The sequence below is a fragment of the Kribbella sp. NPDC056345 genome, from assembly GCF_042262745.1.
Classification (GTDB): Bacteria; Actinomycetota; Actinomycetes; order Propionibacteriales; family Kribbellaceae; genus Kribbella.
On the sequence record NZ_JBHJQQ010000006.1, the window covers coordinates 152911 to 179876 of the forward strand.

The 26966-nt window shown below is 67.7% G+C and carries 26 protein-coding genes and 1 pseudogene; 14 read left to right on the plus strand and 13 right to left on the minus strand.

Features of this window, described 5'->3' with window-relative positions; translation table 11 throughout:
- Positions 1-2: 2 nt before the first annotated feature.
- Complete coding sequence (locus tag ACFCV3_RS22535; protein WP_376032751.1) at positions 3-725, minus strand: VOC family protein; 723 nt, start codon at positions 723-725, stop codon at positions 3-5.
- 70 nt (positions 726-795) lie between these two features.
- Positions 796-1560, minus strand: a complete 765-nt coding sequence (locus tag ACFCV3_RS22540) for a class I SAM-dependent methyltransferase (protein WP_376032753.1) — start codon at positions 1558-1560, stop codon at positions 796-798.
- A 194-nt stretch (positions 1561-1754) separates the two neighbouring features.
- On the opposite strand from ACFCV3_RS22540, the gene ACFCV3_RS22545 reads away from it, so the two are divergent.
- Positions 1755-2396 (plus strand): bleomycin resistance protein, encoded by a 642-nt coding sequence (locus ACFCV3_RS22545; protein WP_376032755.1) that lies wholly within the window; start codon positions 1755-1757, stop codon positions 2394-2396.
- Positions 2393-3271 carry an aminoglycoside phosphotransferase family protein gene (locus ACFCV3_RS22550; protein ID WP_376032757.1) on the plus strand — a complete coding sequence of 293 codons (879 nt, stop codon included), beginning with the start codon at positions 2393-2395 and terminating at the stop codon, positions 3269-3271. Before ACFCV3_RS22545 ends, ACFCV3_RS22550 begins: the two co-directional genes overlap by 4 nt.
- On the opposite strand, the gene ACFCV3_RS22555 is transcribed toward ACFCV3_RS22550, so the two are convergent.
- From ACFCV3_RS22555 to ACFCV3_RS22565, 3 genes are all read right to left on the minus strand, one after another.
- A complete protein-coding gene (locus ACFCV3_RS22555) occupies positions 3268-3723 on the minus strand; it encodes a hypothetical protein (RefSeq protein WP_376032759.1) in 456 nt (151 codons plus the stop codon). The genes ACFCV3_RS22550 and ACFCV3_RS22555 overlap by 4 nt on opposite strands.
- 148 nt (positions 3724-3871) lie before the next feature.
- The gene (locus tag ACFCV3_RS22560; RefSeq protein WP_376032761.1) at positions 3872-4387 is read right to left on the minus strand and encodes a CGNR zinc finger domain-containing protein; all 516 of its coding nucleotides are present in this window, start codon (positions 4385-4387) and stop codon (positions 3872-3874) included.
- A complete protein-coding gene (locus tag ACFCV3_RS22565; RefSeq protein ID WP_376032763.1) occupies positions 4384-5250 on the minus strand; it encodes an alpha/beta fold hydrolase in 867 nt (288 codons plus the stop codon). Before ACFCV3_RS22565 ends, ACFCV3_RS22560 begins: the two co-directional genes overlap by 4 nt.
- Positions 5251-5358: 108 nt before the next feature.
- Between ACFCV3_RS22565 and ACFCV3_RS22570 the strand changes: the two genes are divergently transcribed.
- The 4 genes and pseudogenes from ACFCV3_RS22570 (at position 5359) to ACFCV3_RS22585 (ending at position 9647) form a co-directional block, all read left to right on the plus strand.
- Positions 5359-6147 carry a phosphotransferase gene (locus tag ACFCV3_RS22570; protein ID WP_376032765.1) on the plus strand — a complete coding sequence of 263 codons (789 nt, stop codon included), beginning with the start codon at positions 5359-5361 and terminating at the stop codon, positions 6145-6147.
- Between the two features lie 172 nt (positions 6148-6319).
- Positions 6320-7038: pseudogene (locus tag ACFCV3_RS22575) on the plus strand (ABC transporter transmembrane domain-containing protein); the annotation flags it as partial.
- Complete coding sequence (locus ACFCV3_RS22580; protein ID WP_376033329.1) at positions 7021-7905, plus strand: ATP-binding cassette domain-containing protein; 885 nt, start codon at positions 7021-7023, stop codon at positions 7903-7905. The pseudogene ACFCV3_RS22575 and the gene ACFCV3_RS22580, both read left to right, overlap by 18 nt.
- Entirely contained in the window at positions 7902-9647 is a 1746-nt protein-coding gene (locus tag ACFCV3_RS22585; protein WP_376032767.1) for an ABC transporter ATP-binding protein, read from the plus strand. Before ACFCV3_RS22580 ends, ACFCV3_RS22585 begins: the two co-directional genes overlap by 4 nt.
- On the opposite strand, the gene ACFCV3_RS22590 is transcribed toward ACFCV3_RS22585, so the two are convergent.
- Entirely contained in the window at positions 9644-10252 is a 609-nt protein-coding gene (locus tag ACFCV3_RS22590; protein WP_376032768.1) for a M15 family metallopeptidase, read from the minus strand. The genes ACFCV3_RS22585 and ACFCV3_RS22590 overlap by 4 nt on opposite strands.
- 44 nt (positions 10253-10296) lie before the next feature.
- The gene (locus ACFCV3_RS22595) at positions 10297-11472 is read right to left on the minus strand and encodes a DUF418 domain-containing protein (protein WP_376032770.1); all 1176 of its coding nucleotides are present in this window, start codon (positions 11470-11472) and stop codon (positions 10297-10299) included.
- Positions 11473-11589: 117 nt separating this feature from the next.
- Between ACFCV3_RS22595 and ACFCV3_RS22600 the strand changes: the two genes are divergently transcribed.
- Both ACFCV3_RS22600 and ACFCV3_RS22605 read left to right on the plus strand, forming a co-directional pair.
- Positions 11590-13146, plus strand: coding sequence for a TIGR03086 family metal-binding protein (locus tag ACFCV3_RS22600; protein ID WP_376032771.1), 1557 nt, complete (start codon positions 11590-11592; stop codon positions 13144-13146).
- 228 nt (positions 13147-13374) lie between these two features.
- Positions 13375-14580, plus strand: coding sequence for a S1 family peptidase (locus ACFCV3_RS22605; protein WP_376032772.1), 1206 nt, complete (start codon positions 13375-13377; stop codon positions 14578-14580).
- Between the two features lie 55 nt (positions 14581-14635).
- On the opposite strand, the gene ACFCV3_RS22610 is transcribed toward ACFCV3_RS22605, so the two are convergent.
- Complete coding sequence (locus ACFCV3_RS22610) at positions 14636-15517, minus strand: hypothetical protein (RefSeq protein ID WP_376032774.1); 882 nt, start codon at positions 15515-15517, stop codon at positions 14636-14638.
- A gap of 121 nt (positions 15518-15638) precedes the next feature.
- Here ACFCV3_RS22610 and ACFCV3_RS22615 point away from each other — a divergent pair, with 121 nt between their 5' ends.
- The 4 genes from ACFCV3_RS22615 to ACFCV3_RS22630 all read left to right on the plus strand — a co-directional run bounded on the left by ACFCV3_RS22615 (position 15639) and on the right by ACFCV3_RS22630 (position 19725).
- A complete protein-coding gene (locus ACFCV3_RS22615) occupies positions 15639-16568 on the plus strand; it encodes a C39 family peptidase (RefSeq protein WP_376032776.1) in 930 nt (309 codons plus the stop codon).
- Positions 16568-17824, plus strand: a complete 1257-nt coding sequence (locus ACFCV3_RS22620) for a hypothetical protein (RefSeq protein WP_376032778.1) — start codon at positions 16568-16570, stop codon at positions 17822-17824. The genes ACFCV3_RS22615 and ACFCV3_RS22620 overlap by 1 nt, the downstream gene beginning before the upstream one ends.
- A gap of 120 nt (positions 17825-17944) precedes the next feature.
- Positions 17945-18610, plus strand: a complete 666-nt coding sequence (locus ACFCV3_RS22625; RefSeq protein WP_376032780.1) for a response regulator — start codon at positions 17945-17947, stop codon at positions 18608-18610.
- Positions 18607-19725: a sensor histidine kinase gene (locus ACFCV3_RS22630; protein ID WP_376032782.1), complete on the plus strand. Its 1119-nt coding sequence runs from the start codon at positions 18607-18609 to the stop codon at positions 19723-19725. The genes ACFCV3_RS22625 and ACFCV3_RS22630 overlap by 4 nt, the downstream gene beginning before the upstream one ends.
- Here the strand turns inward: ACFCV3_RS22630 and ACFCV3_RS22635 are convergent.
- Positions 19712-21490, minus strand: a complete 1779-nt coding sequence (locus ACFCV3_RS22635; protein ID WP_376032784.1) for an ABC transporter ATP-binding protein — start codon at positions 21488-21490, stop codon at positions 19712-19714. The genes ACFCV3_RS22630 and ACFCV3_RS22635 overlap by 14 nt on opposite strands.
- Before the next feature lie 183 nt (positions 21491-21673).
- Between ACFCV3_RS22635 and ACFCV3_RS22640 the strand changes: the two genes are divergently transcribed.
- Positions 21674-22861, plus strand: a complete 1188-nt coding sequence (locus tag ACFCV3_RS22640) for a DUF418 domain-containing protein (RefSeq protein ID WP_376032786.1) — start codon at positions 21674-21676, stop codon at positions 22859-22861.
- Here ACFCV3_RS22640 and ACFCV3_RS22645 read toward each other — a convergent pair.
- The gene (locus ACFCV3_RS22645) at positions 22854-23993 is read right to left on the minus strand and encodes a hypothetical protein (protein ID WP_376032788.1); all 1140 of its coding nucleotides are present in this window, start codon (positions 23991-23993) and stop codon (positions 22854-22856) included. The two genes, ACFCV3_RS22640 and ACFCV3_RS22645, sit on opposite strands and share 8 nt — an antisense overlap.
- Positions 23994-24130: 137 nt before the next feature.
- Here ACFCV3_RS22645 and ACFCV3_RS22650 point away from each other — a divergent pair, with 137 nt between their 5' ends.
- Positions 24131-25249, plus strand: a complete 1119-nt coding sequence (locus ACFCV3_RS22650; RefSeq protein WP_376032789.1) for a tyrosine-type recombinase/integrase — start codon at positions 24131-24133, stop codon at positions 25247-25249.
- Here the strand turns inward: ACFCV3_RS22650 and ACFCV3_RS22655 are convergent.
- From ACFCV3_RS22655 to ACFCV3_RS22665, 3 genes are read right to left on the minus strand one after another with little or no spacing between them, the layout of a single operon-like run.
- Positions 25209-25694, minus strand: coding sequence for a multidrug transporter (locus ACFCV3_RS22655; RefSeq protein ID WP_376032791.1), 486 nt, complete (start codon positions 25692-25694; stop codon positions 25209-25211). The genes ACFCV3_RS22650 and ACFCV3_RS22655 overlap by 41 nt on opposite strands.
- A 20-nt stretch (positions 25695-25714) precedes the next feature.
- Positions 25715-26158, minus strand: a complete 444-nt coding sequence (locus ACFCV3_RS22660) for a GNAT family N-acetyltransferase (RefSeq protein ID WP_376032793.1) — start codon at positions 26156-26158, stop codon at positions 25715-25717.
- Between the two features lie 26 nt (positions 26159-26184).
- The gene (locus tag ACFCV3_RS22665; RefSeq protein WP_376032795.1) at positions 26185-26928 is read right to left on the minus strand and encodes a DinB family protein; all 744 of its coding nucleotides are present in this window, start codon (positions 26926-26928) and stop codon (positions 26185-26187) included.
- Between the last annotated feature and the right edge of the window lie 38 nt (positions 26929-26966).

Consider the following 26966-nt stretch of genomic DNA (forward strand, 5'->3'; position numbering starts at 1 on the left):
GGTCAGGCTGGGGTGAGGAGGCAGAACTCGTTGCCTTCTGGGTCGGCGAGGACTTTCCACGGGACGTCGAGGGCGATGGGGGAGGCGCCGAGAGTTTGGAGTCTGGACGCCTCTGCTTCCAGGTCGGCGCCTGGGTAGGGGCGGACGTCCAGGTGGACTCGGTTCCAGACGGTTTTCACGTCCGGTGTGCGGAGGAACTGCAGATACGGGCCGACGTCCTTGGCGGAGCGCAGTACGGCGTTGTGATCGGTGACCTTGTGCAGGGTCCAGTCCGTGGCCTCGCTCCAGAAACGGGCCATGGCTCGTGGGTCCGCGCAGTCGACCACGACCGTGGCGATCGGTCCGGTTTCCTGGTACAGCGAGTCCAGTACGCAGAACTCGTTGCCCTCTGGGTCAGCCATGACCACCCATGGGACGTCGCCCTGGCCGATGTCGGCCAGGGTTGCGCCGAGATCCTTCAGACGGGCGACCAGCTCGGCCTGATGAGCCGCCGAGTTGGTGGCGAGGTCGAGGTGGACGCGGTTCTTCACCGTCTTGGGTTCCGGAGAGACGATGAGGTCGACAACGACGGCGACGGGATCCGGGTAGACGAAACCCTGAGGTTCGAGGTTGGTCACGCCGGGGCCTTCGCTGGAGACGTCCCAGCCGAGCGCTTCCGCCCAGAAAGCGCCGAGCGCTGCGTCGTCCTGAGCCTTCATGTTGATCTGTACAAGCCGCGTTGCCATACCGGAGATGTTAGTGCTCAGCGCCTGTTTCACCCCTTCCGGTAAGCGCCGATAAGCGACATTATGTCAACTAGCGGGTCTGCACCTTGCTCGCGACCACCATGTAGTTCTCAGCCTCAAGGTCGAACGTGCTCACTTCCGTCCGGAGTCCGACCTTGTGCAGTTCGGCTTCGAGTTCCTCGTATCGGTAGGGCCAGCAGGACAGCAGTTCTGAGCGGACAAGAACCGATCCAGTCGCATCGACTTGCGCGATCGCAATCTCGATGTGGTGCTCGTCCTCCCACTGCGGCGCAATCTCCCAGCGGTAGACCACAACGGCATCGCGGCCGTTCCGGCGGACGAGTCGGTCACCGATGTCGAGCCGGGAACCTCTGGCCCGCACGAGTTCCCAGGTGCGGGATGTGAGGACCAAGCGCCCGCCAGGGCGCAGAAGCCGTGACATCGACTCCAGGGCGACTCCCCTGCCTGTCGCGCCCGCGGCATGGTGAAGCGAGTTGCCGACGCAGAACACCATGTCGAATGTGTTGTCCTCGAAATGGTCGGGCAACTCTGCCCAGTTCGCCTGCAAGGTCCGGACGGATGCCCCGAACTCCTCGGACAGCTCTGCAGTCCGGCGAACCATCGCTTCGCTGGCGTCAGTTGCGACAACCTGCAGGCCACGACCGGCGAGGCCGACTGCCAGCTGTCCGGTTCCGCACGAGCAGTCGAGGACGTGAGCGTTCGACGGCAGCAGGCTGAGGACGTCATCGAACGACGCAGCGAACTGGGCCGGAGGCAACTTTGCCTCCGAGATGAGCCATTCGTACACGTCGGCAAGCACGTCGTAGTCCGTCACAACCATTCCCCTCCGTCACGCGGCAGACTCACGGTGGGACGTCAGTCCATCAGCGCAGCGAGCCGGGCACCAATGGTTTTATCCTCCTTGACAGTGAGTGACGCCGGACGGCACGATACGGGTGTTGCTGACTGAGGGCGCGCCGGCACTCGCCGAAGGGGCTATGCCCACCTCGCAACTATTCGAATGCGCCCATGACCAACGTTGAGAACTTGCGGAAGCAGGCCAGGCAACTGGTGCGATGGCACCAGCAGCAGAACTATGCCGTGGCGGCACGGATCCGTGCCGCGTTGCCGCGGTACCACGGCCTGAGCGATGAGCAGATCCTTGCGCAGCGCTTTGTGCTTGCCGACGCTCAGCTTCTGCTCGCTCGCGAAGCCGGTTTCGAAACATGGGCCAGGTTCAAGTCAGGAGTAGCCCAGATGACCCAGGCAACCGCAGGACCCGTCCCCAACGCCACGAAGCCCGTCCTCACCGAGGCCGAACCACAACTGTTCGTCTCCGACATCAAAGCAGCGTGCGCGTTCTTCCAGGACAAGCTGGGTTTCACTGTGGGATTCACCCACGGCGATCCCCCGTTCTACGGTCAGGTACGCCGCGACCACGTCAGCCTCAATCTCCGTCACGTCGACGCCCCCGTCTTCAAGGGCACCGTGCGAGAAGATGACCAGCTGCTGGCGGCGACGATCACTGTCGAGAACGTCAAAGCGCTCTACAGCGAGTACGTCGCCGCTGGTGTCGAGTTCCAGCAGACACTGAAGCGTCAACCCTGGGGTGCCCACCAGTTCGTCGTTCGGGATCAGGACGGCAACCTGATCCTTTTCGGCGGACAGTGAGCAACCAAACGCCGGTCGGTACGCCGCTTGTCCGCGAGTTGCTGACTGCTCAGTTCCCGCGGTGGGCGGCGTTGCCGCTGGAGCCCGTCGACTCCAGCGGCTTGGTGAACGCGGTCTACCGCCTCGGTTCCGACCTGTCCGTACGGTTGCCGCGCCGCCCTTCGACCGCCGACATAGTCCACCGGGAGCAGGCAAAGCTCGAGGCACTCGCGCCGTTCCTGCCTGTCGCCGTCCCATCTGTCGAGGCGATCGGCTCACCCACCGACGCGTACCCAGGAACGTGGTCCGTCCAGCGCTGGCTCACCGGTACGCACCCCTCCCCCGACGCGCTCGCCGATCCACGCGGGCTGACGATGGACCTCGCGGCGTTCGTTGACGCGTTCCGGCGGATCGACCTGCCGGACCGGGCGCCGGTGTATCTGGGCGAGCGCCGTACGCGTGCTCCGATGGTCTCGCTGGACGCCTCGACACGGAAGGCGATCGCCGAGCTGGACGGCCTGATCGACACTCGCGCGGCAATGGCGTCGTGGGAGGAGTCGCTCGCGGCGCCGTACGACGGGCGCGAGGTGTGGGTGCACTCGGACCTGACGCCGGGCAACTTGCTCGTGTCGGCGGAGGGCCGGCTGACCGCGGTGCTCGACTTCGAGACGTGCGGTGTCGGCGATCCGGCGTGCGACCTGTTCCCCGTATGGCACCTGCTGCCCGCGAACGTCCACGACGATTTCCGTACGGCGCTCGACGTGGACGACGCGATGTGGCTCCGCGGGCGCGGGCGCGTGCTGTCCCAGGCGGTGATTGTGCTGGCGTTGCACAAGGACACGAACCCGGCGCTCGCGAACTACGCGCTGCACGCCGTCGGCAGGGTGCTCGGTTAGTGGTTGCGCTCGGGCACGGCCTCGACTTCCAGGGGCTCCTCGGTCCCGAGGTAGATCGTGAAGCCCGCCTCATCGTCACCCTCGTAAGCGACGTCGACCGCCCCGACCACCAGTTCCGGACGAGGCAGGATTCCGTACTCGAAGACGGGGTCATAGCCGATGACGGCGCGCACTCGTGCGACGAACGGCGGTATCCCGATCATGCAGCTGCCCCCGACCTCGAGCGTCTCCGGCTCTGGTTCGACCCGCCACGGAGTGTTCCGCCACGCGTAGGCGGTCGGATCCACCGGAAACTCAACTGTCCCCGGCCACGGATGTGGTGAGCCCGGATCACTCCGGTTCCAGGGCCAGTCGACGACGATCCGGCCGGGACGCGTCCCCACCACCCGGGCGTCCGCCGGCTCAGCCGAGATCCGGATCATCATCCCGGGCGCAAACGAACCTTCTCGCACCTGCTCACCATCCCTCGTGCCAGAAATAGGAGAACGGGGTCTCCTCCACGTGACTCGCTCCTCCCACCAACGACTCACCGGGCCGGAGCGTCCCCGGAGGAAGCTTGCCTGTCCCGTTGATCGCCACGCAAGGCGACCGGGGGCTCGGTCAGTGGTTGGTGCGGTAGCGCTCGGCCTTGGCCTGGTTGCCGCAGGTCTGCATGCTGCACCAGCGCCGCCGGCGGCCGCGGGACGTGTCGAGGAAGAACCAGCCGCAGCGATCGCAGGTGCGGACCGGTCGACTCGGTGGTTTCAGTGCGAGCCTCAGACCGTGCAGAGCCAGCGCGGGCAGCGCGCCCGCGCTGGTCAGGGCTGATGGGATGCCGTCGGCGTCGACCTTGACAGCATCACTCCGGCAGGTCAGCAACAGGTTGCCCAGAGCATCTATCGGCAGATCGTCACCCTTGGACTGCGCGTCGAAGATCTGCCAGAACAGGCTGCGTAACTCCCTCGCCTCGGCCAAGGTGCCACCGGCGGGAAGGCCCGCGTGGGCGAACCAGCCCGCCAACGACTCGGTGCTGTCGAGCAGGTCACTCCCCCGTTCCGGCGTACGGCGGAAGACCGTGTTGGCGAAGTCGAGCGCGACGTCACCGGCGATGAAGTGCTCGTCGATCCAGGTTGTCATAGGTTGCCGACGAACGTGATGATGTGCTCGGCGACCTCAGCGGAGTGCGTCTCCAGCAGGTGGTGACCGCCGTCGTAGATGTGGATGTCCACCGTGTCCAGGTCCTGCTGGTAGGCCAGTACCTCGGCGATGTCGAAGTACGGATCGTGCCGGCCCCAGACCACCAGGCACGGCGGCTGCCATTGCTTGTGGTAGGCAACGATCTCGTCGAAGCGGGCGACGTGGTGCTGGTAGTCGACGAACAGCTGCCATTGGGCGTCGATCATGCCCGGCCGCGACAACCGATCCCAGTCCAGGTGCCACGACTCCGTCGGATGCCGGTCCTGGAGCTCGGCCGGTAGCCCGCCGATGTACTGATCGCGCGTGCCCTCGAAGTTCATCCAGTCGGCGAGCGCCGCTTTGTTCTCCGCGGTGGGTTCCGCCCAGTACCGCTTCACCGCCTCCCACTCGACCGTCAGCCCGGCCTCGTGCGTGTTGCCGTTCTGTACGACGAGACCGCGCACCCGGCCCGGATCGCGCATCGCCATCAGGTAACCGGTCGGCGTACCGTAGTCGGTCACGTACAGCACGTACTTCTCGACACCCAGCTCGGCGAGCAACGCCTCCAGCACCTGCGACTGCCGCTCGAAGGTGTACTCGAAGTCCGCCGGCGCCTCGGTGAATCCGGACCCCGGCAGATCGGGCGCGATCACATACGCGTGCTCACCGATCAGCGGCAGCACGCCACGGAACGAGTACGACGAACTCGGAAACCCGTGCACGAGAACCACAGCCGTGGATCCGGGCACGCCCGCCTCGCGGTAGTGCACCCGCACCCCACCCACCTCGCGGTAGAGATGCCTCGTCTTCGCAGCCGTCTTCACGATCTCTCCTTCCGGTGGAACGTAGTAACCCAATACCCAGCCTTTACCAGTTACATGCGTCCGGCAATTGAGTTGCGTCCGCACCGGCCAGCGGGCAAGGGTGCGCACATGAGTGACGCATTCGAGGCGGTGGCGCGGGCCATGGCGGCCAATACCGAAGCGCGGCCGGTGGTCATCGCCGATGGTCTGGTGACGCGTCCAGCCGGTACGGCGGCCGCGACCGTGCAGCACTTCCTGCGGTTCCTGCGTTCCCAAGGCCTCGATTGCGTTGCCGAGCCGGTCTCCCTGGACGGCAACGTCGAGACTCTGCGCTATCTCCCGGGAGCCAGCGGCGGCGATGCGTGGTATCGCCAGCACACCGACGAAGGGCTGGCCTCGGCCGCGCGCCTGCTGCGCAAGCTCCACGACGCCAGTCAGGGCTGGACCCCGCCGTACGACGCCGTCTGGGAAGCGAACGCGGTCGCGGCCGACGACCTCGTCTACTGCCACGGTGATCCCGGCCCGTGGAATTTCGTCTGGGACGACAACACCGCGATCGGCCTGATCGACTGGGACTATCTCCATCCTGGTCCGCGTGTCGATGACATCGCGTACGCGTTGCGCTGGTTCGTGCCGCTCCGCTGCGACGAGTTCGCTCTCAAATGGCACCACTTTCCCGAGGTGCCCGACCGGCGTCACCGCATCGAGGTCTTCCTTGACGCGTACGGCGATCTGCCGATTTTCGATGTTGTTGACGCAGTGATCGCGCGGCTGGAAGCGACGCGCGATCTGATGAAGCGGTTGGCGGAGAGTGGGCAGGAGCCGCAACGGACGTGGGTCCTCGATGGTGCGCTTGAGCGAGAGCAGGAGGAGATCGAGTGGGTCCGCGAGCACCGCGGTCTGCTCTCCCCCAGTTGATGCTGAAAGGATCTGCGGTATGGCGGGCCTGCGCGAGTGGTTGGACAAGACGACCGATACGTGGGCGCCGCCGACGGCGAAGGATCTGGCCGGGCCGTTCCGGTTCCTGTTCTGGCTGACCCGATCGCAGGCGCGACGGGTTGCTCTGGGTGTGTTCCTCGGCACGGTCTGGATGGTCGGCCTCGCCGTACCGCCGTGGGTGCTGTCGCGAGCGGTCGACGAAGGACTCGTCGGGAGAGATCCAGGCGCACTCGTCAAATGGGCTCTGGTTCTGCTCGCGACCAGCGTGCTGATCGCGTTCCTGGCGATCGCGCGGCATCGCACGATGACGAAGATCCGGATGGATGCCTCGTTCCGTTCGGTGCGGGCCACGGTCTGGCACACCTCGCGGCTCGGCGCGTCGCTGGCGCGCCGGGTGAGCGCGGGCGAGATCGTGACCGTCGGCATTGCCGATGTGCACATTGTCGCGATGGCGCTGACCGTCACCGGCCCTGGCGTCGGTGCGATCATCACGTACGCCGTTGTCGCGGTCATCCTCTTCGCGACTTCACCCTTGCTGGCCGCGGTGGTACTGGCCGGCGTCCCGCTGCTGGTGGTTGCCGTCGGCCCGTTCTTGCACCGGATCGAACGCACGGGCGGCGAGTACCGGGTGCACCAAGGACGGTTGACGACCCGGCTGATCGACGTACTGCCGGCCTGAAGGTTCTCAACGGTTTGGGTGGGAAGCAGTTCATGGCCGACCGGTACGACGAGCAGTCGCAGCGACTGGTGCGACGTGGGTACAAGGTCGCCGTACCAGCCAGTTGGGTTGGAGCGTTGTCGACGGGACTGCCCGCGTTGTTCCTGGCCGCGGTCGTGTGGTTGTCGGCACGGATGGCTGCGACCGGGGTGATCACGCTCGGCGAGGTCGTCGCCGTCTACGGGTACGTCGCCGTCCTGGTGGTCCCCGTGTCGAACTTCATCGAGGGCGGTGGCGACATCGCGCGGGCCCGGGTCTCCGGGCAGCGGATCATCGACCTGCTCAACCTGCCGGTTGCTCGCGACGACGAGCGCGATGGTGGTCCACTCCCCCACGGCTCTGGTCCACTGAGCGATCCGGATTCGGGAGTCGTTGTTCGCCCCGGTCTGCTGACGGCGCTGGTCGCTGTGCGGACCTCGGAGGCGATCTCGGTGATCGAGCGGCTCGGCCGGGTAGGTGCTGAGACGGAGGTGACGTGGGCAGGTGTGCGGATCGATGCGGTCGCTCGCGCCGAGCTACGGAGTCGATTGGTTGTCGCCGACAACGACGCCGAGGTGTTCGCCGGCACCGTCCGGGAGATCGTCGCGGGCCGCCTCGAGCCCGACGACAGCCGGATCCATGCGGCGCTCCGGGTCGCGGTTGCCGAGGACGTCGTCGAGGCACTGCCCGATGGTCTGGATGCGGTGCTCGCGGCCGGTGGGTCCGATCTGTCCGGTGGGCAGCGGCAGCGGGTCCGGCTCGCGCGTGCTGTCTACGCCTCCCCCGACATTCTGCTCGCTGTCGACCCGACGTCCGCGGTCGACGCCAACACCGAGGCGGCGATGATCGATCGCCTCCGCGAGGCCAGGCAGGGTACGACGACCGTGATCACGACGATGTCGCCGCTCGTGCTCGACCGAGCCGACGAGGTCATCGTTCTGGTCGACGGCAAGGTGGCGGCAGTCGGGAAACACTCGGAGCTTCTGCATACCGATTCCACCTACCGCGAGCTCGTGTCGCGTGCTCAGGACGGCCGATGAACAGGCAGTTGCCGGTGGCAAGCCGGTCCGAGGTCCGTACGGCGGCGCTCCGCGACCTGGGCGCGGATCGTTGGGCCGTGGTCGGGGTGGTCGTGGTCAACGGGCTCGCGGCGGCGGCCGGGTTGATCGGTCCGTGGCTGCTCGGCCGCATCATCGACACGATTCAGGCCGGTACCGGGGATGTGCTCAGCGCGGTTGACCGGCTGGCGTTCGGCGCGCTGCTGTTCACCGTCGTACAGACTGTGCTGGCGTGGTGGGCGCTGAAGATCGGGTACCGGTTCGGGGAACGGACGGCGGCTCGGGTTCGGGAGCGGTTTCTGCAGCGGACGTTGGCGCTGCCGCCGCGGGTGGCGGATCATCTGCCCGCCGGTGATCTGATCGCGCGTGGGAGTACCGACGCGTCGCTGGTCGCCACGACGTTGCGGTCGGCGGTGCCCGAGGTGCTGGTGGCGACCGTTCATGCGCTGTTTCTGGTGGTTGCGGTGCTCGTCCTGGACGTGCGGCTCGGGCTGTGCGGGCTCGTCTGTCTGCTCGGGGTCGGTGGGGCTGTGCGCTGGTACATGCGTCGCGCGCGGCCGGTGTACTTGGCCGTCGCGGCAACTGGGGCGGAGGTGGCCGATGTCGTCGCGAGCACGGCCAAGGGGGCTCGGACGATCGAGCTGCTCGGTTTGGAGGAGCGTCGGCACGAGGTCTCCGAGGCTGCGATTGCGGAGTCCCGGTCCGCGCGGTTGGGAGCGCTGTGGTTGCGATCGGTGCTGTTCCCGTGGTCTGAGATTGCTCTCGGCGTACCGGTGGTGGGAGTGCTGCTGGTCGGGGGCGCGCTGTATGCGAACGACCTGGTCAGCCTCGGGGTCGTGGTGACGGCGACTGTTTATCTGCGTCAGCTCGTCGGACCGCTCGACACCTTGATGCTCTGGATCGAGCAGTTGCAGGGTGCCGGTGCGTCGTACGCTCGCGTCGAGGGGCTCGCGGACATCCCGGCCGCGGAGCCCGCGTCGACTCAGCGCGGTGGCGATCACGGTGATCGGATCCGCGTGACGGATGCTCACTTCAGCTACACGGGGGCGCGCGACGTACTGCGGGGCATCGATCTGCTGGTACAGCCTGGGGAACGCCTGGCGATTGTTGGTACGTCAGGAGCTGGGAAGTCGACGCTCGCGCGACTGCTGGCCGGGCTCGATCGGCCACACACCGGCTCGGTCACGATCGGCGGCAGGCCGGTTGCGGATCTGCCACCGGACGAGCTGCGCGAGCACGTCGTACTGATTACTCAAGATCATCATGTCTTCCATGACTCGCTGCGCGACAACCTGCTGATCGCCAAGCCGGACGCGACCGATCAGGAGTTGTACGACGCGCTGGCCGCGGTCGGTGCGGAGTGGCTGGAGGATCTGCCCGACGGTCTGGACACGGTGATCGGAGTCGACGCCGATCTTGCCGATGCGAGTGCTCAGCAACTGTCGCTTGCCCGGGTCGTGCTGGCCGATCCCCACACGCTGATCCTGGACGAGGCGACCTCACTGCTGGATCCCAGGACCGCGCGGCAGACCGAGCAGTCCTTGGCCGCCGTACTGCGTGGCCGGACGGTGATCGCGATCGCTCACCGTCTGCAGACCGCGCATGACGCCGACCGGATCGCGGTCATGGAAGCCGGCGAGCTCGTCGAGCTGGGTACGCACGACGAGCTGGTTGAAGCGGGCGGCGTCTACGGCAAGTTGTGGCGGACCTGGAACGCTGACTAGAGCGGTGCGTACAGCGCGTTGGGCGAGTTGGTGACTGCGGCCCAGTAGCGGTCGCCGTAGGACCAGTGCCACCACTCGGGTTCGTAGTTGACGAGACCGGCCTCAGTCAGCGCCGAGCCGAGAACGGAGCGCCACTCGCGTGCTTCGGCGGTGATGTTGTCGGCAGCTGTGAAGCACGCGCCCGCGCTGGCCTCGGGGGTCGCGTTGATCGGGCTGCCCATGTCGAGTTCGATGCCGTCCTTGGTCAGGGTCAGGTCGACGGCGGCGCCACAGGGGTGGGGAGCAACAGCCGGTGGTGAGACGTGTTTGCTGGCCTCGGTGAACACCACGTCAGGTGTCCAGTCAGGATGAGCCTGTGCCAGCTCGGCGCGATGGTCGTCGAAGTAGTGCTGCTGCAACGCGACCGGTCGATGCCCCTCGACAACCAGGAGCTGGACGCCTGTCGGCAGTGCAGCCTGAGCCCGCACCAGCCGCTCCGCGACTCCCACCCGCAACCGTGCCCAGGCCCCGGCGGGGTCCTCCTGGCGGCGATCCAGCGCCAACTCCGGTAGTTCCCGCACGTCCACCAGAGCCTCACCGCAGTCGACCACCGGAATGTCGAACACCCCTGATCCGATAACAGCAACATGCCACCGACCCTAGCCTCGGGTCAGGACGAGGGCCGGCGCCAGGTCGGTGGGGTGGCGTTGGTGACTGCTCGGAGGATGCCTTCGACCGGTCCGTAGGCGCAGCGCGACATCCACCAGTGGCTGATCGTGAGCTGGGCCAGGAAGATGGTGATCGCGAAGGTGAAGGTCTCCAGTGGAGACACCTCCCCGACCAGGCCGAGACCGACGCCGGTGAAGATCAGCAGGGTCGCCAGTGATTGGCCCAGATAGTTGGACAGGGCCATTCGCCCGGCCGGGGCCAGGAGGCTGCCCACCTGACGGCCGGCGTCCGAATGCATCAGCCGGATCAGGGTTGCGGCGTACGCGGCTGACAGCAGCGGGGCGGTCATGACGCCGATCAGGACGCTGAGGGTGTTGCCGTTGCCGCCTGCGGCGTAGCCGATGCTGCCGAGTAGGCCGACGGGAAATCCGACGAGCTGGATCTTGCGCAGGACGGGTTCCCGGCCGGTCAGGCCGGCGAGCAAGCGGCGCCGGCCGGCGACCATCCCAAGCAGCATCACGGCCAGGGTGGTCGGTCCTTGAACCGTGAGCTGGGCGAGGCCGAACGTCGGCAGGGCTCGGAGGTGTTCACCGATCACGTCCCCGAACGAGCCGCCAAGGTTCGTCGTGGTCTGCTGTGCGGCAGCCACTGCCGCGGCCGGGTCGAGCAGTGCCGAGGTGTCGATGAACAGCACTGCTGCTCCGAGCGTGACGAACAGGTAGCCGTAGATTCCGGCGGCGGTGACCAGAGCGGTCTTGTCCCGCACGCCGCGCATCGCCAGCAGGACCAGACCGATCAGCGCGTACACGGTGAGGATGTCGCCGGTGATCAGGAAGATCGCGTGCAGCGCGCCGATCACGAACAGTCCGCCGAGCCGCCGGAGCATCCGCGGCCTGAACTGTGCGCCGGCCCGCTGCGCGGCCTCGATCTGGAGCTGGAAGCTGTAGCCGAACAGGAACGAGAACAGCAGATAGAACTTCAGGTCCACCAAGGCGTGGCCGAGCCAGCGGACGGCGTGGTCAAGACCTGAGCCGTACGACGGGTCGTCGGCGAGGTGGATCGGGAATCCGGAGGCGGCGTACGTGATGTTCGCGATCAGGATGCCGAGGAGGGCGAACCCGCGCAGAGCATCGATGTCGTGGATCCGGGTCCGCACCATGCCGGTCTGCTGGCTCATGCTCCAAGTCAACGGGCAGTCAACCGAGAAGACAGCCATGCTGACACCTCAGTGGTGGTGGAGTTTCCACTACCTCGGCTTGACTCTCCTACGAAGGGAGAGTCGAGAGTGGAGCGTATGAGTACGTGGAGTATCGGCGCTGTGGCCCGGCAGACCGGGCTGCCGGTGAAGGTGATCAGGCACTGGTCGGATGTCGGCGTTGTGGTTCCGGTGGGCCGGACGGCTGGCGGGTACCGCCGGTACGACACCGCTGGGGTGGCCCGGCTGCGGCTGGCCCGGACTCTGCGGGATCTGGGGATGGGACTGGGTGAAATCCGGGCCGCCCTCGATCGCGAGGACGGGCTCAGTGAGGTTGCCGCCGCCCACGTCGAGGCTCTGGAGGCGCAGATCCGGCGACTGCGGACCCATCAGGCCGTCCTGCGCACTGTCACCCGTCGGACAACTCACGAAGGACTTGCTCTGATGACCCGCACCGCGCAACTGTCCCCGGACGAGCGTCGCAAACTGGTCCACGATTTTCTGACCGAGACCCTCGGGGATCTGGAGGTACCGCACTTCCGTGAGGGTCTTCTCGCGGCGGGTGCCGAGCTTCCGGACGATCCCACTGATGAGCAGGTCGAGGCGTGGTTGGCGCTGGGCGAGCTGATTGCCGACGGGGAGGTGGGTCCTGCCATGCAACGCATCGCGCAGTACGCCGCTCGTCCTGGTCAAGGCGCGCAGGACGATGCCGCGGTGGCGGAGATGCGCGAACTCACTGACAGCTGGGTCGGACACGTGCGCGACGCGATCCGCGCCGGCGCCGCGGCGGACTCACCCGCTGCTGACAAGGTCGTCGCGGAGATCGTGGGCGACTGGCTGCCGAGCCGCGCGAACGTCGACCCCGCTGTGATGACGGATGGCGCTGAAGCGCGCAAACTCTTGCACGAGCAGCTCACCGCAGCGTCCGAGCCCGCCGTCGAGCGGTTCTGGCAGTTGCTCTGCATTCTCGGTGACCGTCCCGCACCGGCCGGGATTGCGGCGGAGGGACAGTGGCTCACCACCGCTCTGCGGGCCAATCCGTCACCCGGTGCACGCGATGCCCGGCTCGAAGCGCTCTACACGGACGACACAGATCCTTGGCCGGGTGGTGTTCTGGAGGCGTTTGCACGGGTCCAGGACAGTGTCGGCGTACTCGTTCGCGCGGCCACGCCGGATCAGTTCGGCCTGCCGACGCCCTGCGAGGACTGGACCGTCCGAGATCTGCTCGACCATCTCGTGTGGGAGAACCTCATCTGGGGCGGCCTGGCTCAAGGCACTCCCCCAGCAGGCGGCCACACCGACGACCACCTCGGCGACGACCACATCACCGCCTTCGAGACTGCCGCCGCCAACGCTCGCGAGGCCTTCCAGCAGCCGGGCCTACTCGAGCGTTCCTTCGGCCCCGCCCCCGGCCGTCGCGTGGTCGAGCAGTTGCTCGTCGAACTCCTCATCCACGGCTGGGACCTAGCAACCGCCCTCGGCCACAACCGCGACCTCCTGCCCGACCTCGCCCGCGCCGCCCTCCCCGTCGTACAAGAAATCTACGGCGACCTCCCCCGAACCACCGGCGGATCCCTCGCCGCAGTGCAACCCACCCCCGAAAACCCCACCGACCTCGACCGCGTCGCCGCCTTCCTAGGCCGCCGGGCGCGCTGAGGCCGCTTCCCCGGGCGGAGGCTCCCCTGTGTGGGGACCCTTGGGATGGATTGTTCAACGGGTGTTCACCCTCGGTCGACGGGTGGTGGACGGAGGGTGAACCGAAGGCTTTCCCTTGTGCGACCCTGCGGGTCTGGGTGCGGTCTTGTTAGGTCATGGCGTTACCGACAACGATTCCCAAAATCGCGGCCTTGAGGCAGGCCGCCCCAGAGGAATCGGATGTGACCTATGCGCTTCCCGCCCCGCCCCCGTAAATCCCTCGCTGGTGCTGTTCTCGCGCTCGGACTCGGTGCCGCCGCCATCGCGCCGATCCAGACCGCGACCAGCGCGCCGGTCCCCGCCCCGGCCGACGGTGTGTACGACGTCCTCGGCAAGAGCTGGGGTGTCAGCCCGGCCGAGGCCAAGGTTCGGCTCGATGGTGAGCACACCAAGGCTGCTGCGTTCGAGACGGTGAAGAAGGCCGGTCTCGACGGAGCGTTCTTCAACGCCGACCGTCAGCTCGTCGTGAACGTGCACTCGGCCAAGGCCGCGCAGGTGGCCCGTGAGCGCGGCCTGGTTCCGCGGTCGGTCGCCCGTGGTGAGAAGGCCCTGGCCAAGCTGCAGACGCAGGTCCAGGCGCTGGCCGACAAGTCGGGCTCGCTGCAGGTGCAGTCGATCGGCGCCGATCTGCCGACCGACCGCCTGCAGGTCGTCCTCCAGCCGGGGAAGCAGTCGGCCAAGACTGTTGCCCTGGTCAAGCAGTTGAAGGCGATCCCGGGTGTCGACGTGAGCACGAACAACACCACGCTGTCGATGACGGCCGATGTGATCGGCGGTCAGATCATGGACCTGGTGCCGGGCACGAACTGCTCGCTCGGCTTCTCCGGTACCCGCAACGGCAGCGACAACGTGATGCTCAGCGCCGGCCACTGTGTCGAGGGCAACCCGATGGTGCAGAACCGCTCGGGTGTCCGCCTCGGTAAGGGTGTCGCCAGCCGGTTCCGTACCGGTTCGCCGAGCGTCGACATGGGTCTGATGGACATCGACAGCAACAACGTCGGCCGTGGCTACATCGACAACCGCAACGGCCAGACCACCCGGGTCACCGGGTCGTCGAAGGCTCCGGTCGGCTCGACCATCTGCAAGGCCGGTAACACCACCGGCTGGACCTGCGGCACGATCTCGCAGTACAACCTGACCGTCAACTACGGCGGCGCAGGCGGCACTGTCACCCGCACCAGCGGCCTGGCCCGTTCGACCGTCTGCACCGAGGGCGGCGACTCGGGTGGTGCCTACATCTCCGGCACCACCGCCCAGGGCATGACGTCGGGCGGCCCGAACGACGGCCACGACTGTGGCTGGAACCAGGGCAGCAACGCCACCGGCTCGTACTCCTTCTACCAGCCGGTCGTCGACGCGGCCCAGTACTACGGCGTCACCCTCACCCTCGGCTGATCCCCCGCAGCCACTCGCAACCCTCTCGCCGGCAACGGCGGGAGGGTTGCCTGCGTCAGGCGATGGTGCCTATCCAGTCTCCGGGCAGCGGGTCGGGAGTGAAGGAGACGAAGATCAGGTCATCCGCGTCGGGACGCTGTGGGTCGAACAGGACCACGGCGGCGTCCGTGGTGGGGACGGCGGAACGGTCCTGAGCCTGGCGCGTGACCCAGCGCTCCGTCCCTTGCAGGTCGGTGAACTTGACGACGACCTCGGCGCCGACGACCGAGCGCTGGCCCTGATCGTTCTGCGAGGTGCGGACGGCGACGTTGGTGATCTGGCCGGGAACCTGACGGCCCGCGGTCAGCAGCCGGTTGCGATCGGCGATCTGGGCACGCAGACGGCGGTTGTGCTTGACCGCATAGAGAGACATCAGTACGGCGATCACGACCGCGAGGGCCGGGAGCCAGATGTCGGCGCGGTACATGACCCAGCCGAAGGTGCTCCAGGACTTGTCCTGATGGAAGACCGGGTCGGCCTTGGTCCCGACGGCGAGCGGATCGCTCCAGCTCCGCGCGGACAGTGCGACTCCGGCCGCGATCGCCCAGAGCGTGGCCGGTGTCTGCAGGACGGGCTGCTTCTCGCCGCCGCGATAGAGGTCGACCAGGTGTCTGGTGGTGGCGGCGAACACGATCAGACCGAACGTGCCGACGATGAACAGCACCGGCATCGTGGCGACCCCCAGGAAGCCGTCGGCCATCGGATCCTGGTCGGCGAAGATGCTGTTGGTGACGCCGCTGCGCAACATCTCGACGACGCCGCCAATTGCCAGGCCGAAGCAGACGGCGGCGCCCAGCTGAGCGATCCCGGCCACGACAGCACCGGCGAGAACCCTCGGCAGGCCGGCGCGACGGAGCCGCTTCGCGCGGCGCTCCGCGATTGGATCCACTGTGCTCATGTTCGCCCCCTAGCTCCCCAACACGAATGAGCAGATTACATCCGGATTCGTCCGGGATCGGCGCGCGCCGGCGGATCCGGGTCAACACTCGACTCGGAATCCGCCCGAACGAAGGAGCATGATGACCTCTCGACGAACACAACTGCTGTCCCTGGCCGCGGCCGTGACAGTTCTGGCTGCCGGAGTACCGGCCAGCGCCCAGGCCGTTGCCCAGGCTGACCCCGTTCCGGTTCCGTACGGCCAGAACGGCAACTGGACCGGCGCCGACATCGTGACCGAGCGGGCGCCGAACAGCGCCCAGGCGATCGCGAAGAGCAAGCTGGCCGCGGAGTACGCCGCCGTGGTCCGCGGTAAGCGCGACCGCACCAAACTCGCGCAGATCGCGGCCGACTATGCCGCCAAGTACGGCGGGATGGCCGCCGTCACCGGCCAGCAGGGCACTGCGAAATCGGCCGCCGGATTCGCCGAGTCCGCCGTACCGGCGACGCAGAAGGTCCTGCAGCTGGCTCAGTACGAGCAGGAGAAGAACTACTGGTGCGGCCCGGCCGCGGCGTACATGATCATGAAGTACCTGGGCATCACGACCAGCCGGTATGCCGGGTATCAGTGGGGACTGTCGCAGAACTCGTTCGCGAGCGTTCCGTACCTGAAGACCGAGCAGAACGGCGCTACCAGGTTCGCCCTGAACGTGATGGCGCCGGCGCTCAACCGCTGGCGGGAGAACAAGGCTGCCGGCTTCTACGTGCAGTACTCGCCGAGCGCCCTGCCCGCGTCGACGTTCGGTGACGCCATGGTCTACAGCGTGAACATCGGTATGCCGAACGCTCCGGCGACCGTCGAGATGGCCGGCGCCGCGCATTACAACGGTCATCCGCAGAACCAGACGATCGGCCACTGGATCACCGGCTTCGGTTACGCGTACAGCGGTGACCTGGGGTACTTCGCGGATCCGGCGACCTTCTGGTCCTCGGTGTCACCGAAGTTCACCTACACGACGGCCAACTTCTGGAACATCTTCATCGCCCGGCACGGCAACGGCTTGGTGTACTGATGCGAGTCAGCTCCTTGCTGGCGCTCAGCGTGGCCTCCGTGGCCGCGCTGGGCGCGTGCGGCGCGAACCCCGAGCCGGCAGCCCCGCCGGCGGATGCGACCGGCGTACTGATGGCTCGTCAAGACGCCCGGCCTGCGCCCTCGACGATGTGGAAGACGCGTGACGTCTTCAACGCCTTCTGGTCCGACGTTGCCGGTCCCGGCCGGCTCGCGAGCAACCTGGCCCTGACCAGCGCGGGGGCGCTGGTGGTGACCGAGTCGCCGGCACCGAAGGTCGGTGCCGAGGGCAAGGTCACTCTCTACCCCGCGGATCTGTCGGTACGGATTCCCGGACAGCGCCCGGCTGTCATCAGCAAGGCGCCGAAGGCAGCGACTGACACCCGGCAGATCATCGCCGCGTCGGCCGGCCGGAGCGGGCTCACCTGGCTGGAGACCACCAGTACCAGTCTGGCGATGCAGGACTGGCGGATTCACTATCAGCCCGCCGATGGTCAGCCTCGGCTGGTCGGCGACTCCGACGCCCTGTACAAGACGCGCGAGCTTCCCCCGCCGCCGGGCGGGATCCATCCGCAGGCGAGCGCCGACGGCCGCATCTACTGGGCCGCCGCCGCGCCGGACCGTACCAGCGTGAACGGGTTCACGGCGTTGATCCTCGCGGCCGACACGACCGGTCGTACGGCGCCTCGGCCCGTGGTGCGCAACGCCAAGCTGCCCCGCGTGGTCGGCTCGACCCTGTACTACGTCGTGAGCCCGGACGTCGCACCCGGCAAGCTCACCGGCCGATTCGAGATCCACGCCCTGACCGCCGGTGTGGACAAGGTGATCGCGAGCGGTGTTCTGGAGAAAGACCAGCAGCTCGAGCGCCTGGTGGCCGGCCCGACCCACCTCGCCTGGTACATCGGTACGGCGAACAGCCAGGCCGAGCCGTCAGCCGATCCCGACGAAGGGTGCGCGGACCGCAGTCACGACGGCTGCTCGATCTTCGTCCAGAAACTCGGATCCGCGGAGCCTCCGACCCGGATCGCAGCGTCCAGCACAGGTGTGGAGATGTCCCTGGACGGCTCACTGCTCGGCTGGGGCAGTGGCAGCTCCAACGGCGATCCCGGCGAGTATCTGCTGGACCTGAATAACAGCAAGCTCTGGCGCCTCGGTGACTCCCGCGGCTGCAGCTCGGTGTCCATCGCCGGCTCCTACATCTCCTGGGGCAAGAGTGATGCGGCCGGCCGCTGCGGCGTCACCGTTGCCCAGCGCATCTGACTGCCCGCCGTACGGATGGTTCTACCCCGCCGTACGGCGGTAACTGGCGCTGCGCGCGGCTATTCGGCGACGCGGGGATCTAGGGTCGAGGGGAGATGGCTTGGACGGGACGGAGCGCGGATGATCCGGGTAGTGGTGGTGGACGACGAGGCGCTGGTCCGGTCGGGGTTCGGGCTCATTCTCGGTGCTTCGGACGACATCGAGGTCGTGGCGACGGCGAGTGGTGGTGACGCCGTGGAGACAGTTCGCCGGGAGCGGCCGGACGTGGTCCTGCTGGACATCCGGATGCCGGACGTCGACGGGCTGACCGTCCTGCGTGAACTGCGGGCGACGCCGGAGCCTCCGGTGGTGGCGATGCTGACGACCTTCGACGCCGACGAGTACATCTTGACCGCGTTGAACTCCGGCGCGGCCGGCTTTCTGCTGAAGGACACCGAGCCGGAACAACTGGCTCACCTGGTGCGAACGCTGGCCGCGGGCGGGGTGGTGCTGTCGCCGAAGGCGTCGCGGACATTGCTGCGCGGACACCCCGGTACGGAGGCAGCGGTCGATGAGGATGCGGGTCGCGTCCGGCTGCTCACTGCGCGGGAGCGCGACGTACTGGTTCTGGTGGCGGAAGGGTTGTCGAACGCTGACATCGGGATGCGCATCCATCTGGGCGCGGGCACGGTGAAGGACCATGTCAGCGCGATTCTGACCAAGCTGCGAGTGGCGAGCCGGGTTCAGGCTGCGCTGCTGGCCCAGCGGGCCGGGCTCCTCGACAAGCGGCCGGGCAACCAGCAATGAGCCGGGCAGCGGCGTGGTGGCGGCGGGTGCCCGCCCCGGTCGTCGACCTCCTGCTGGTGGCCATCGCGGCCGGCGACATCTGGGTGAACCTCTGGGACGACACCCGGCTTGCTGTTGTGCTGGCGGTGCCGGGCTGTGTCGCGCTGGTGTTCCGGCGCCGGTTTCCGCTAGCCGTCTTCCTGCTCACGGTGCCGATCTCGCTTACGCAGGACGTCGCCGTCGCGCCGCTCATCGCGTTGTTCACCTTGGCCGAGCGGTCCCAGAATCGCCGCCTCCTCGCGGGGTGCGTCACCGTCGCAGCTGCCGCGAGCAGCGTCCCCTGGATCTTGGAGAGCGTCACGGCGGCCGAAAGGACCATGACGCTGGTCGACTTCGCGTACAACCTGGCGACCGCCGCCACTCCGGTCCTCCTCGGCCAGCTCGTCCAGGCGCGCCGGGATCTGGCCCGGCGGCTCGACGAGATCGAAGAGGTCAGGGAACACGAGCACGCCTTGCATGCTCAGGCCGTACTCGCCCGCGAACGCGCCCAGCTGGCGCGCGAGATGCATGACGTGGTCTCCCACCAGGTCAGCCTGATCGCCGTACAGGCCGGTGCCCTGCAGGTCGCCTCCAAGGACGCGGACGCCAAAGAAGCCGCTCGGACGATCCGCACGCTGAGCGTCAACACCCTCGACGAACTGCGCACGATGGTCACCCTGCTGCGGGCCTCCGGCGGCCGCGACACCGAGTTGGCGCCGCAACCCACCCTGGCCGACCTGCACAGGCTGGTGACATCGAGCGGCACGGGCGCGGAGCTGACCGGTCAGCTTCCGTCGACCGTGAGTCCTCCAGCTCAGCGTGCCATCTACCGCACGGTCCAAGAGGCCTTGACGAACGTCCGCAAGCACGCCCCCGGTGCCACGGCCAGTGTCGAGCTGTGGCAGAACGGCACCGACATCGGGGTGACCGTCACCAACACGCCCTCTACCCGCCCTTCGCTGCCCCTGCCCGGCTCACAGCAGGGCCTGCTCGGTCTACGGGAACGGGCCGACCTCCTGAATGGATCTCTGAAGGCCGGCCCGACCGCGGCAGGCGGGTACGAAGTGCGGTTGCAGATCCCCCTCACCGCGGACTGAGGCCGGTCAGGAACTGGGTAGCGGCCAGCTGCGCGTACAGGTCGTCCCGGACCAGGAGGTCGTCATGGTTGCCCACGGCCCGTACTCGGCCGGCTTCCATGACGATGATCCGGTCGGCATCTTTCACCGTGGACAGCCGGTGGGCCACCACCAGGACGGTGGTCTCGCGGGACACCTCGGCGACGGTGTCTCGTAGTGCTAGCTCGTTGACGGCGTCGAGTTGTGAGGTGGCCTCGTCGAGGAGCAGCAGCCGGGGCTTGCGTACCAGTGCGCGGGCGATGGCGATGCGTTGCCGCTCGCCGCCGGACAACGTCGAGCCGCGGTGGCCGACGGGTGTGTCCAGGCCGTGCGGCAGACGCTCGACGAGGGTGTCGAGTTTCGTCCGGACCAGTACGTCGCGGATCGCGTCGTCCGTCGCACCGGGGGCAGCGAAGACCAGGTTGTCCCGCAGGGTGCCGGCCAGCACCGGAGCATCCTGCTCCACATATCCGATCGCCGACCGCAGCCTTGGCAGAGACCAGTCCCGTACGTCGATTCCGTCGATCAGGAGCCGGCCGCCAGTGACCTCGTAGAACCGCTCGATCAGCGCGAACACGGTCGACTTCCCCGCGCCGGACGGGCCCACGAAGGCCGTCATACCAGCGCCCGGTACGTCGAAACTCACCTGCTGATGGATCAACGACTGGTCCGCGCGGTAGCGGAAGGACACCTGCTCGAAGCGGACCGACGCCGGTCCCTCGGCGGCTGCGTCTCTCCCAGGAAGGGCCGCTGGTTCTGTCGCCAGCCCGTCCACCTGGGCAATCCGCGAAATCGCGGCCGCTCCTTCCTGGTAGTTCGACACGGCATCGACCAGCTTGTACACCGGCTCCATCAAGTAGAAGAGGTACAGCAGGAACGCGATCAGCGTGGACACGGGGATCGCCCCGGAGGCCACCCGTGCGCCGCCGATCCCGAGCACCGCCAGGAACGCGAGCTGTACGGCGAACCCGTCCGCCGAACCCACGACGGCCTCCCACTTCGCGCTCTGCACGCCATGCTGCCAGGCACGTTGCGAGGCCGCGTCGAGCCGGCCGATCTCACGATCTTCGGCGCCGGAGCTTTTCACGGTACGGAAAGCACCGAAGGTCCGTTCCAAGGCAACGGACAACTCGCCGACCGCCTCCTGCGACCGTTCGGTCGAACGGGCGATCTTCGGCATGACCAGCGCGACCGCTCCCCCGAGCACCGCGACCACGCCGAGCGTCACGCTCAGGAGAACGGCGTCCAGGAGCGCCATCAGCACGATCGCGGCCACGAACGCCACTGCCCCACTCGCCGCGGAAACGACCGCCTGCGTACTGACCGCTCGCAGCAACGTGGTGTCCGAGGTGACCCGGGACATCAGATCACCCGGCGGGATCCGTTCCCAGTCCGTGAGCCGCAACCGCAGCATCCGCCCGATCATCGTGCGTCGCGCGGTCAGTACCACGGACTCCGCCGTACGCTCCAGCACGAAAGCACCGATCGCCTCGACCACGGTGCTCAGGATCACGACAGCGGTGAGGACCAGCAGGATCCCGGCGATGGTTCCGCCGGAGCCGAGCCGATCAACCAGTGCTTTCGTAGCAAGTGGTTGCAACAGTCCGCCCGCGGCGCCGAGCAGTGCGCACAGCAGACCGAGGGCGACGGCCCACCGGTGCGGCCGGACCTGCGCGTACAGGGCCTTGAACGTCTCGCGGGCGGACAGGGCAGCATCATCCGGCGCTAGGTCGGACGCGGTGTTCACAAGATTCCTCTCTCACAGGTCCCACCAGCCTGAGGTGCCGCCGCCCCGGCGCCCACCCGGCAGTCGGCGGGTCGATCCCCGCCGACTGGCCGTACTGCCGGTTGCCGACCCGGCCGACGGGCGGGGGTGCCGGCGACTCCTGCCGGATGGTCCGCCACCCCAGCCCACGCAACGGTTGGACGTATGACATCTCTGCCCGAGACCGCCCAGCCCGCAGCTCCGCCCGGTACGTCGACAACCCGGTTGGTCGGCATCGACCTGGCGCGAGCACTGGCCGTGTTCGGCATGTACGCCGTACATGTCGGTCCCCCGTTGTCCGCCACGCAGGGCTTCGGCCACTGGGTGCGGTATCTGGTGGACGGCCGATCCTCAGTTCTGTTCGCCACTCTCGCCGGATTCTCGCTGATGCTGATCGCGGGCCGCCGGCAGCCGAAGACCGGCGTGGCCGGTCGGCAGGCGAAAGCGCGGATCGTGATCCGCGCGGTCATTCTGGTAGCGCTGGGCTCCGCGATGGCGATGGTCTACGGGGACGTGGTGATCCTCGCTTTCTACGGCGTCTACTTCCTGCTGGCGCTGCCGCTTGTCCGGTTTAGGGCCAAGACGCTCGCGGTCATCGGGGCCACCCTCGCGGTCGTCACACCGCAGTTGGCGTTCGCCTTGAAATCACTGCTCACCGAACCGGTCCAGCAGAGCATCAACACCTACGACCCGCTGGAACGACTGAGCGGGGTGGGTGTGCTGGATCTGCTGGTCACCGGCTTCTATCCGACGATCACGTGGATCCCGTTCGTGATCGCCGGAATGGCACTCGGCCGTCTCGATCTCGCGGTCCGGACTGTGCAGCGACGCCTGGCCGCACTCGGCCCCGCTCTGATCGTGCTCGGCTACGGCACCTCCAGGCTCCTGGCCGGGAAGGACGCGTTGCGGAGCGCCGCGGAAACGAGCTCGATGGACCCCGGGTCGATGAGCAGCGGGTCGCCGGAGCCCCACGGCACGGTCTCGCAGCTCCTGCTCGCCGGGCCGCACAGCGGAACAACGTTCGACATCATCGGCAGTGTGGGCTTTGCCATCACCGTGATCGTGTGTGCAACGGTAGCGATGGAACGCCTGCCGCGCCTGCGGCGGCTCGCGAAGCCACTCATCGCGGTCGGCACCATGTCACTGACCGCCTATGTGGGCCACTTCGTAGCGCAGTCCGCGCTGTCCATGTCCCCGACTGGCGAGAGCCCTGCCCCGTCCTGGCTGCCGTTGCTCCTGTTCATCCTCGGGGCAACCGTGTTCGCGACGATCTGGTCCCACTTCTTCCGCCGCGGGCCGCTCGAGTACCTGCTCAACCTCGCGACCAAACCCGCGCGGCACCTCATCAGGTGAGCTGCTGGATAGGTGGTTCCTCGGTGGTGGGCACTGCTGCCTGGGCTGCCGCGAGTCGGTCGCGGAGTGCATCGGCCGTCTGCTCGGCGGCTCGCTGGGCGGTGGCGGCAGCAGCCACACGGTCAGCAGCCGCCTGCCGGATGTCGGCCAGCTGGGCCTGGTGGTCCGTGCGCAGCTCGTCGCGGTCGGCACGGTGCTCGGAACGGAGGCTCTCGAGCTCCGCGCGGTGCTGATCGCGCAGCTCACGGAGCTCGGTACGGAGCTGATCCGCGGTCTGCTGAGCGGTCTGGCGCTCGGACTCGGCGGTGGCTTGAGCGATCCGGGCGACCTCGACCTCGGTGCGGGCCTGCTGGATCTGGAGCTCCGCAGCCGACTGGATCTCGGCGATCCGGCGCTCGGTGTCGAGACGTAGCTCTTCTGCTTGTGCCGTGGCGGCTTCCTGAGCGGCCTGCATCTTCTGCTGAACCTGCTCCACCTCGGCGGCGGCGCTCTCACGGGCGCTGACAGCATCCTGGCGAGCCTTCTCAGCGGCGGTCAGGGCAGCGAGCGCCTCGGCGCGGGCCGATTCGAGCTCCTCGAAGGCGTCCTGGGCGGCCGCGTCGGCCTCCTCCCGGGCATCTTCGGCATCGGCAGCCTGCTGCTCGGCCTGGCGCCGGCGGTGTTCCTCTTCACCACGCTGACGCTCGACCTCGGCCACCTGCGCGCGCGACGAGGCTTGCAGTTGCTCAACCTCAGCGGCCACGGCTTCGGCGTCGCCGTACGCACGGACTGCGGCAGTGATCCCGGTCAGGAACTCCTGCAACTGCTCGAGCCGGCGCGGCAGCTCGAGCATCTGGTTCTCCAGCGTTGTCCTGGCGGTGGTCACCGGTCCCGCGGGCAGTGGCGGCACCGATCCCGTCCCCCCGGCGGCGCGCACAGGGCGTCTCTCAGCGGCCTTCTTGGCCGACCAGGCCGTCGCCTTGTTGTGGATGACCAGCTTCCCGTCGATCCCAGGGCCCTCCAGGCCGCAGTACTTCGGCGGCCGGCCCGATGCTCCGGCGTCCTGCACCTTCGGATTCGGGCAGTTCACGCCAGGGAACTCGCAGAGTCCGTCGCGGGCCGGCGAGATCGGTTCAGTTTCGGTCACGGTCATGGTCGTCACTCTACCCTACTTTCGTCATTAAGTTCTTGGTTACGTTAGTTTAGTTACGTCAAATCTGACGTAACTCTGAGAACTAAACAGAACCTGGAAAGAGCGCATAATCCCCGTTATGCGCTAGTCTTTCTGCTGTGGACGATGAGCGCTCGGACGGTCTGGAACGGCGTTACCGAGCAACGGTTGTCGAGCAGCCGAGACCAGACGCCTCGACGGAAGCCGCCGTACGACGCTCCCTGGGAGCCCGCCGGCCAGTAGGAGCACCCCGCGCTGCCGAGCCGGTCGACCGCCTGGACCTGCTGACCGAAGCACTGACCCCGGAGCTGGCTGCCCTGGCAGTCCTCTGGCTGGGCGGGACCCGCCGCGCGAGCCCGCAGACGCGGATCGCGTACGCCGACGACCTGCTGCTGTGGGCGGAGTGGGCACGCCGTGAGCTCGGCCGGGACCGCTTCGCGCTCGATCTGCATCGTGCCGAAGTGACCATGTGGTTGTCACAGCAACAAGATGCGGGCGCCACCGAGTCCTCGATCGCCCGCCGGCTCTCCACCCTGTCCAGCCTCTACCGGTACGCCGCCAGCTGGGGCCTGCAGGTGGTCTCCCCCATCTCCGACGACGACCACCGGCCGAAGTTCCACCGCGGCCGCCGCGCGACCTCGGCCCGGGTCCTCCAGTCCGACGACATCTCAGCACTCCTCGCCGCTGCCACCGACGTCCGGGATGCTCTGGTCGTCGGACTGCTCTTCACCGGCGCGCTCCGAGTCTCCGAGCTGTGCGCCGCCGACGACAGCCACCGGCAGGACGAAGGCCGCCGTACCTGGCTGGTCATCACCCGCAAAGGCGGCGCCACTGTCCGCGTCCCGCTCGAGACCACAGTCGCCGAGCTCCTCGACCTGTACGTCGCCATCCGGCCACCGTGGACCGGCCCCGGCCCAGCACCGCTGGTTGCCGATGCCGCCGGCAACCGCCTCGACCGCCACGACGTCACCCGCCTGCTCCGCCGCCTGGCCAAAGCCGCCGGCATCCCGCGCCCGGAGAAGGTCACCCCGCACTCGCTGCGCGCAACCGCCATCACCGACCAGAAGCGCCGCGGCCTGAACGCCGAGGACATCCAGGAACTCTCCGGCCACGCCGACGTCCGCACCGTGATGATCTACATCGACGACGACGGCCGCAGCGAACGCGTCTCCGCCATCACCGACGACCTCGGCCGCGTCATGCGCGCGGTCCCCCGCCACCTCCGCCGTACCGGCTGATCCGCTGCAGGTCGCGCCAGAGGTGCGCTCGGGCGAGCCGGCCGGTTCGCGCCAGGCGGGTTAGGTCGGCGCGGTTGTCGTACATGAGTTGCCAGTGGAAGTAGTTGACGTACTCGGCGACCGCGAGAACCAGGAGCACGAGCCCGGCGGCGTACCCGGACACGCGACCGGTGAGGCCTGCGCCGACCAGGATCGCCGTGATGACGATCACGGCAACGGACAGAACCCGCAGTCGCCGGAAGCCGACGAGGTGGCGCAGGTGTGGTCGGCCGGCGCGGACTTGGCGGAACTTCGCGAGCCAGTACGACGCTCCGACCACCAGCAGGAACGCGGTCGCGCCGTACCCGGCGGCGTTGGCGGCCGTGAGCGGCGCATCCAGAACGACGAACACCGCCCAGCCGATCAGCCCAACGTTGACGATCTCCAGGATCGCCAGCGTGCGCATCCTCGAGGTGACCCGCCGCATCAGCCGTGGAGCGCGAGGTTGTAGATGATGAAGCCGCGGTTCTCGGCGACTTGGTCGTAGAGGCGGCGGGCCGTGGTGTTGGACTCGTGGGTCGCCCAGTAGAGGCGGGCGCAGCCGCGTTCGGTCGCTATGTCGGCTACGGCTGCGATGAGACCGCGAGCGACGCCCTGGCCCCGGGCTTCGGGGGCGGTGAACAGGTCCTGCAGGTAGCAGGCGTCGGCTGACGTCGTGCTGGCATGGGTCAGGAAATGAGCGATGCCGACGACACGGTCGTCCAGGCGGGCGCCGAGAGCATGCAGCTCGTCGTTGCGCTGGAACCTGGCCCAAGCCTGATCGTAGAAGCCGTCCGGCATCGTCGGCCGGCCGTAGAACTCGTTGTACCCGGCGAACAGTTGCTCCCAGGCCTCACGATCGGACGGCCTCAGCGGGCCCAGTGTCAGCACAGCCAGCACCCTGTCACATCAGACGGCTAGCTGAGGGTGGCTAGGTCTCGGGTGGCGTAGCGGAGGTGCTCCCATTCCTCTTCGAGGATGGTGTGCAGGCAGGAGAGAACGGTCTCGGGATATTCCGGAGCCCGGGGGTGCTGGCGGGCGGCGGCGAGCTCGGCCGGGGTGAGGGCGGCCAGGAAGTCGCGGACCTGGGTGACACGATCGGCGCGGACGGCCAGCACCTCGTCGTACGGCGGCTTGGTCGTGGCGAAGACCGACATGTCTTCGCCGTCGGTCTCGTACTCGGCGTGCGGCTGGCCGATCGGGTGGTACGGCTGCTCGATGCGAAGGATGGCTCGGCCGAACCAGGTGTCGGTAGCCATGACGAGGTGCCGGAGAGTCTGGGCAAAAGACCATTCGCCGTCGACCGAGATGTCTTCGGTTCCGGGAGGCATGGCTGCGACCTGGTCGGTGATGGTTGACCAGGCGCGTTCTACCGCGGCCCACGCCGTACGGAGGGCCTCGGGGGTGTCGGCGAGGCGGAGTTCGCGGCCGGGGAAACGGCGGTTCAGCTCGGCGTCGACGAAGGGGGCGACGTTCACGCCGTTGACGAGGAGGGTGTCATCGCCCGCGAGCAGCCACGGGGCGTCGATGTCGGCTCCGGAGACGTCCGCGGCACGCAGGATCACAGCGGACAGGTCGCAGCGCACGAACCGCGCGCCGCTCAGGTTCACGTCGGTGAACGTCGCTGTCTGCAGATCGTCGGATCGGGTGAACGCTGTCATGGCGTCAGTCTTACCCAGAACTCCAGGTTGCAGGAACC

Coding starts and splice junctions, on each gene's coding strand:
- ACFCV3_RS22595 (WP_376032770.1), bottom strand. CDS start 11,472: ATGAGCCAGCAGACCGGCATGGTGCGGACCCGGATCCACGACATCGAT.
- ACFCV3_RS22605 (WP_376032772.1), top strand. CDS start 13,375: ATGCGCTTCCCGCCCCGCCCCCGTAAATCCCTCGCTGGTGCTGTTCTC.
- ACFCV3_RS22600 (WP_376032771.1), top strand. CDS start 11,590: ATGAGTACGTGGAGTATCGGCGCTGTGGCCCGGCAGACCGGGCTGCCG.
- ACFCV3_RS22620 (WP_376032778.1), top strand. CDS start 16,568: ATGCGAGTCAGCTCCTTGCTGGCGCTCAGCGTGGCCTCCGTGGCCGCG.
- ACFCV3_RS22610 (WP_376032774.1), bottom strand. CDS start 15,517: ATGAGCACAGTGGATCCAATCGCGGAGCGCCGCGCGAAGCGGCTCCGT.
- ACFCV3_RS22615 (WP_376032776.1), top strand. CDS start 15,639: ATGACCTCTCGACGAACACAACTGCTGTCCCTGGCCGCGGCCGTGACA.
- ACFCV3_RS22570 (WP_376032765.1), top strand. CDS start 5,359: ATGAGTGACGCATTCGAGGCGGTGGCGCGGGCCATGGCGGCCAATACC.
- ACFCV3_RS22665 (WP_376032795.1), bottom strand. CDS start 26,928: ATGACAGCGTTCACCCGATCCGACGATCTGCAGACAGCGACGTTCACC.
- ACFCV3_RS22585 (WP_376032767.1), top strand. CDS start 7,902: ATGAACAGGCAGTTGCCGGTGGCAAGCCGGTCCGAGGTCCGTACGGCG.
- ACFCV3_RS22545 (WP_376032755.1), top strand. CDS start 1,755: ATGACCAACGTTGAGAACTTGCGGAAGCAGGCCAGGCAACTGGTGCGA.
- ACFCV3_RS22640 (WP_376032786.1), top strand. CDS start 21,674: ATGACATCTCTGCCCGAGACCGCCCAGCCCGCAGCTCCGCCCGGTACG.
- ACFCV3_RS22580 (WP_376033329.1), top strand. CDS start 7,021: ATGGCTGCGACCGGGGTGATCACGCTCGGCGAGGTCGTCGCCGTCTAC.
- ACFCV3_RS22645 (WP_376032788.1), bottom strand. CDS start 23,993: ATGACCGTGACCGAAACTGAACCGATCTCGCCGGCCCGCGACGGACTC.
- ACFCV3_RS22655 (WP_376032791.1), bottom strand. CDS start 25,694: ATGCGCACGCTGGCGATCCTGGAGATCGTCAACGTTGGGCTGATCGGC.
- ACFCV3_RS22630 (WP_376032782.1), top strand. CDS start 18,607: ATGAGCCGGGCAGCGGCGTGGTGGCGGCGGGTGCCCGCCCCGGTCGTC.
- ACFCV3_RS22535 (WP_376032751.1), bottom strand. CDS start 725: ATGGCAACGCGGCTTGTACAGATCAACATGAAGGCTCAGGACGACGCA.
- ACFCV3_RS22625 (WP_376032780.1), top strand. CDS start 17,945: ATGATCCGGGTAGTGGTGGTGGACGACGAGGCGCTGGTCCGGTCGGGG.
- ACFCV3_RS22560 (WP_376032761.1), bottom strand. CDS start 4,387: ATGACAACCTGGATCGACGAGCACTTCATCGCCGGTGACGTCGCGCTC.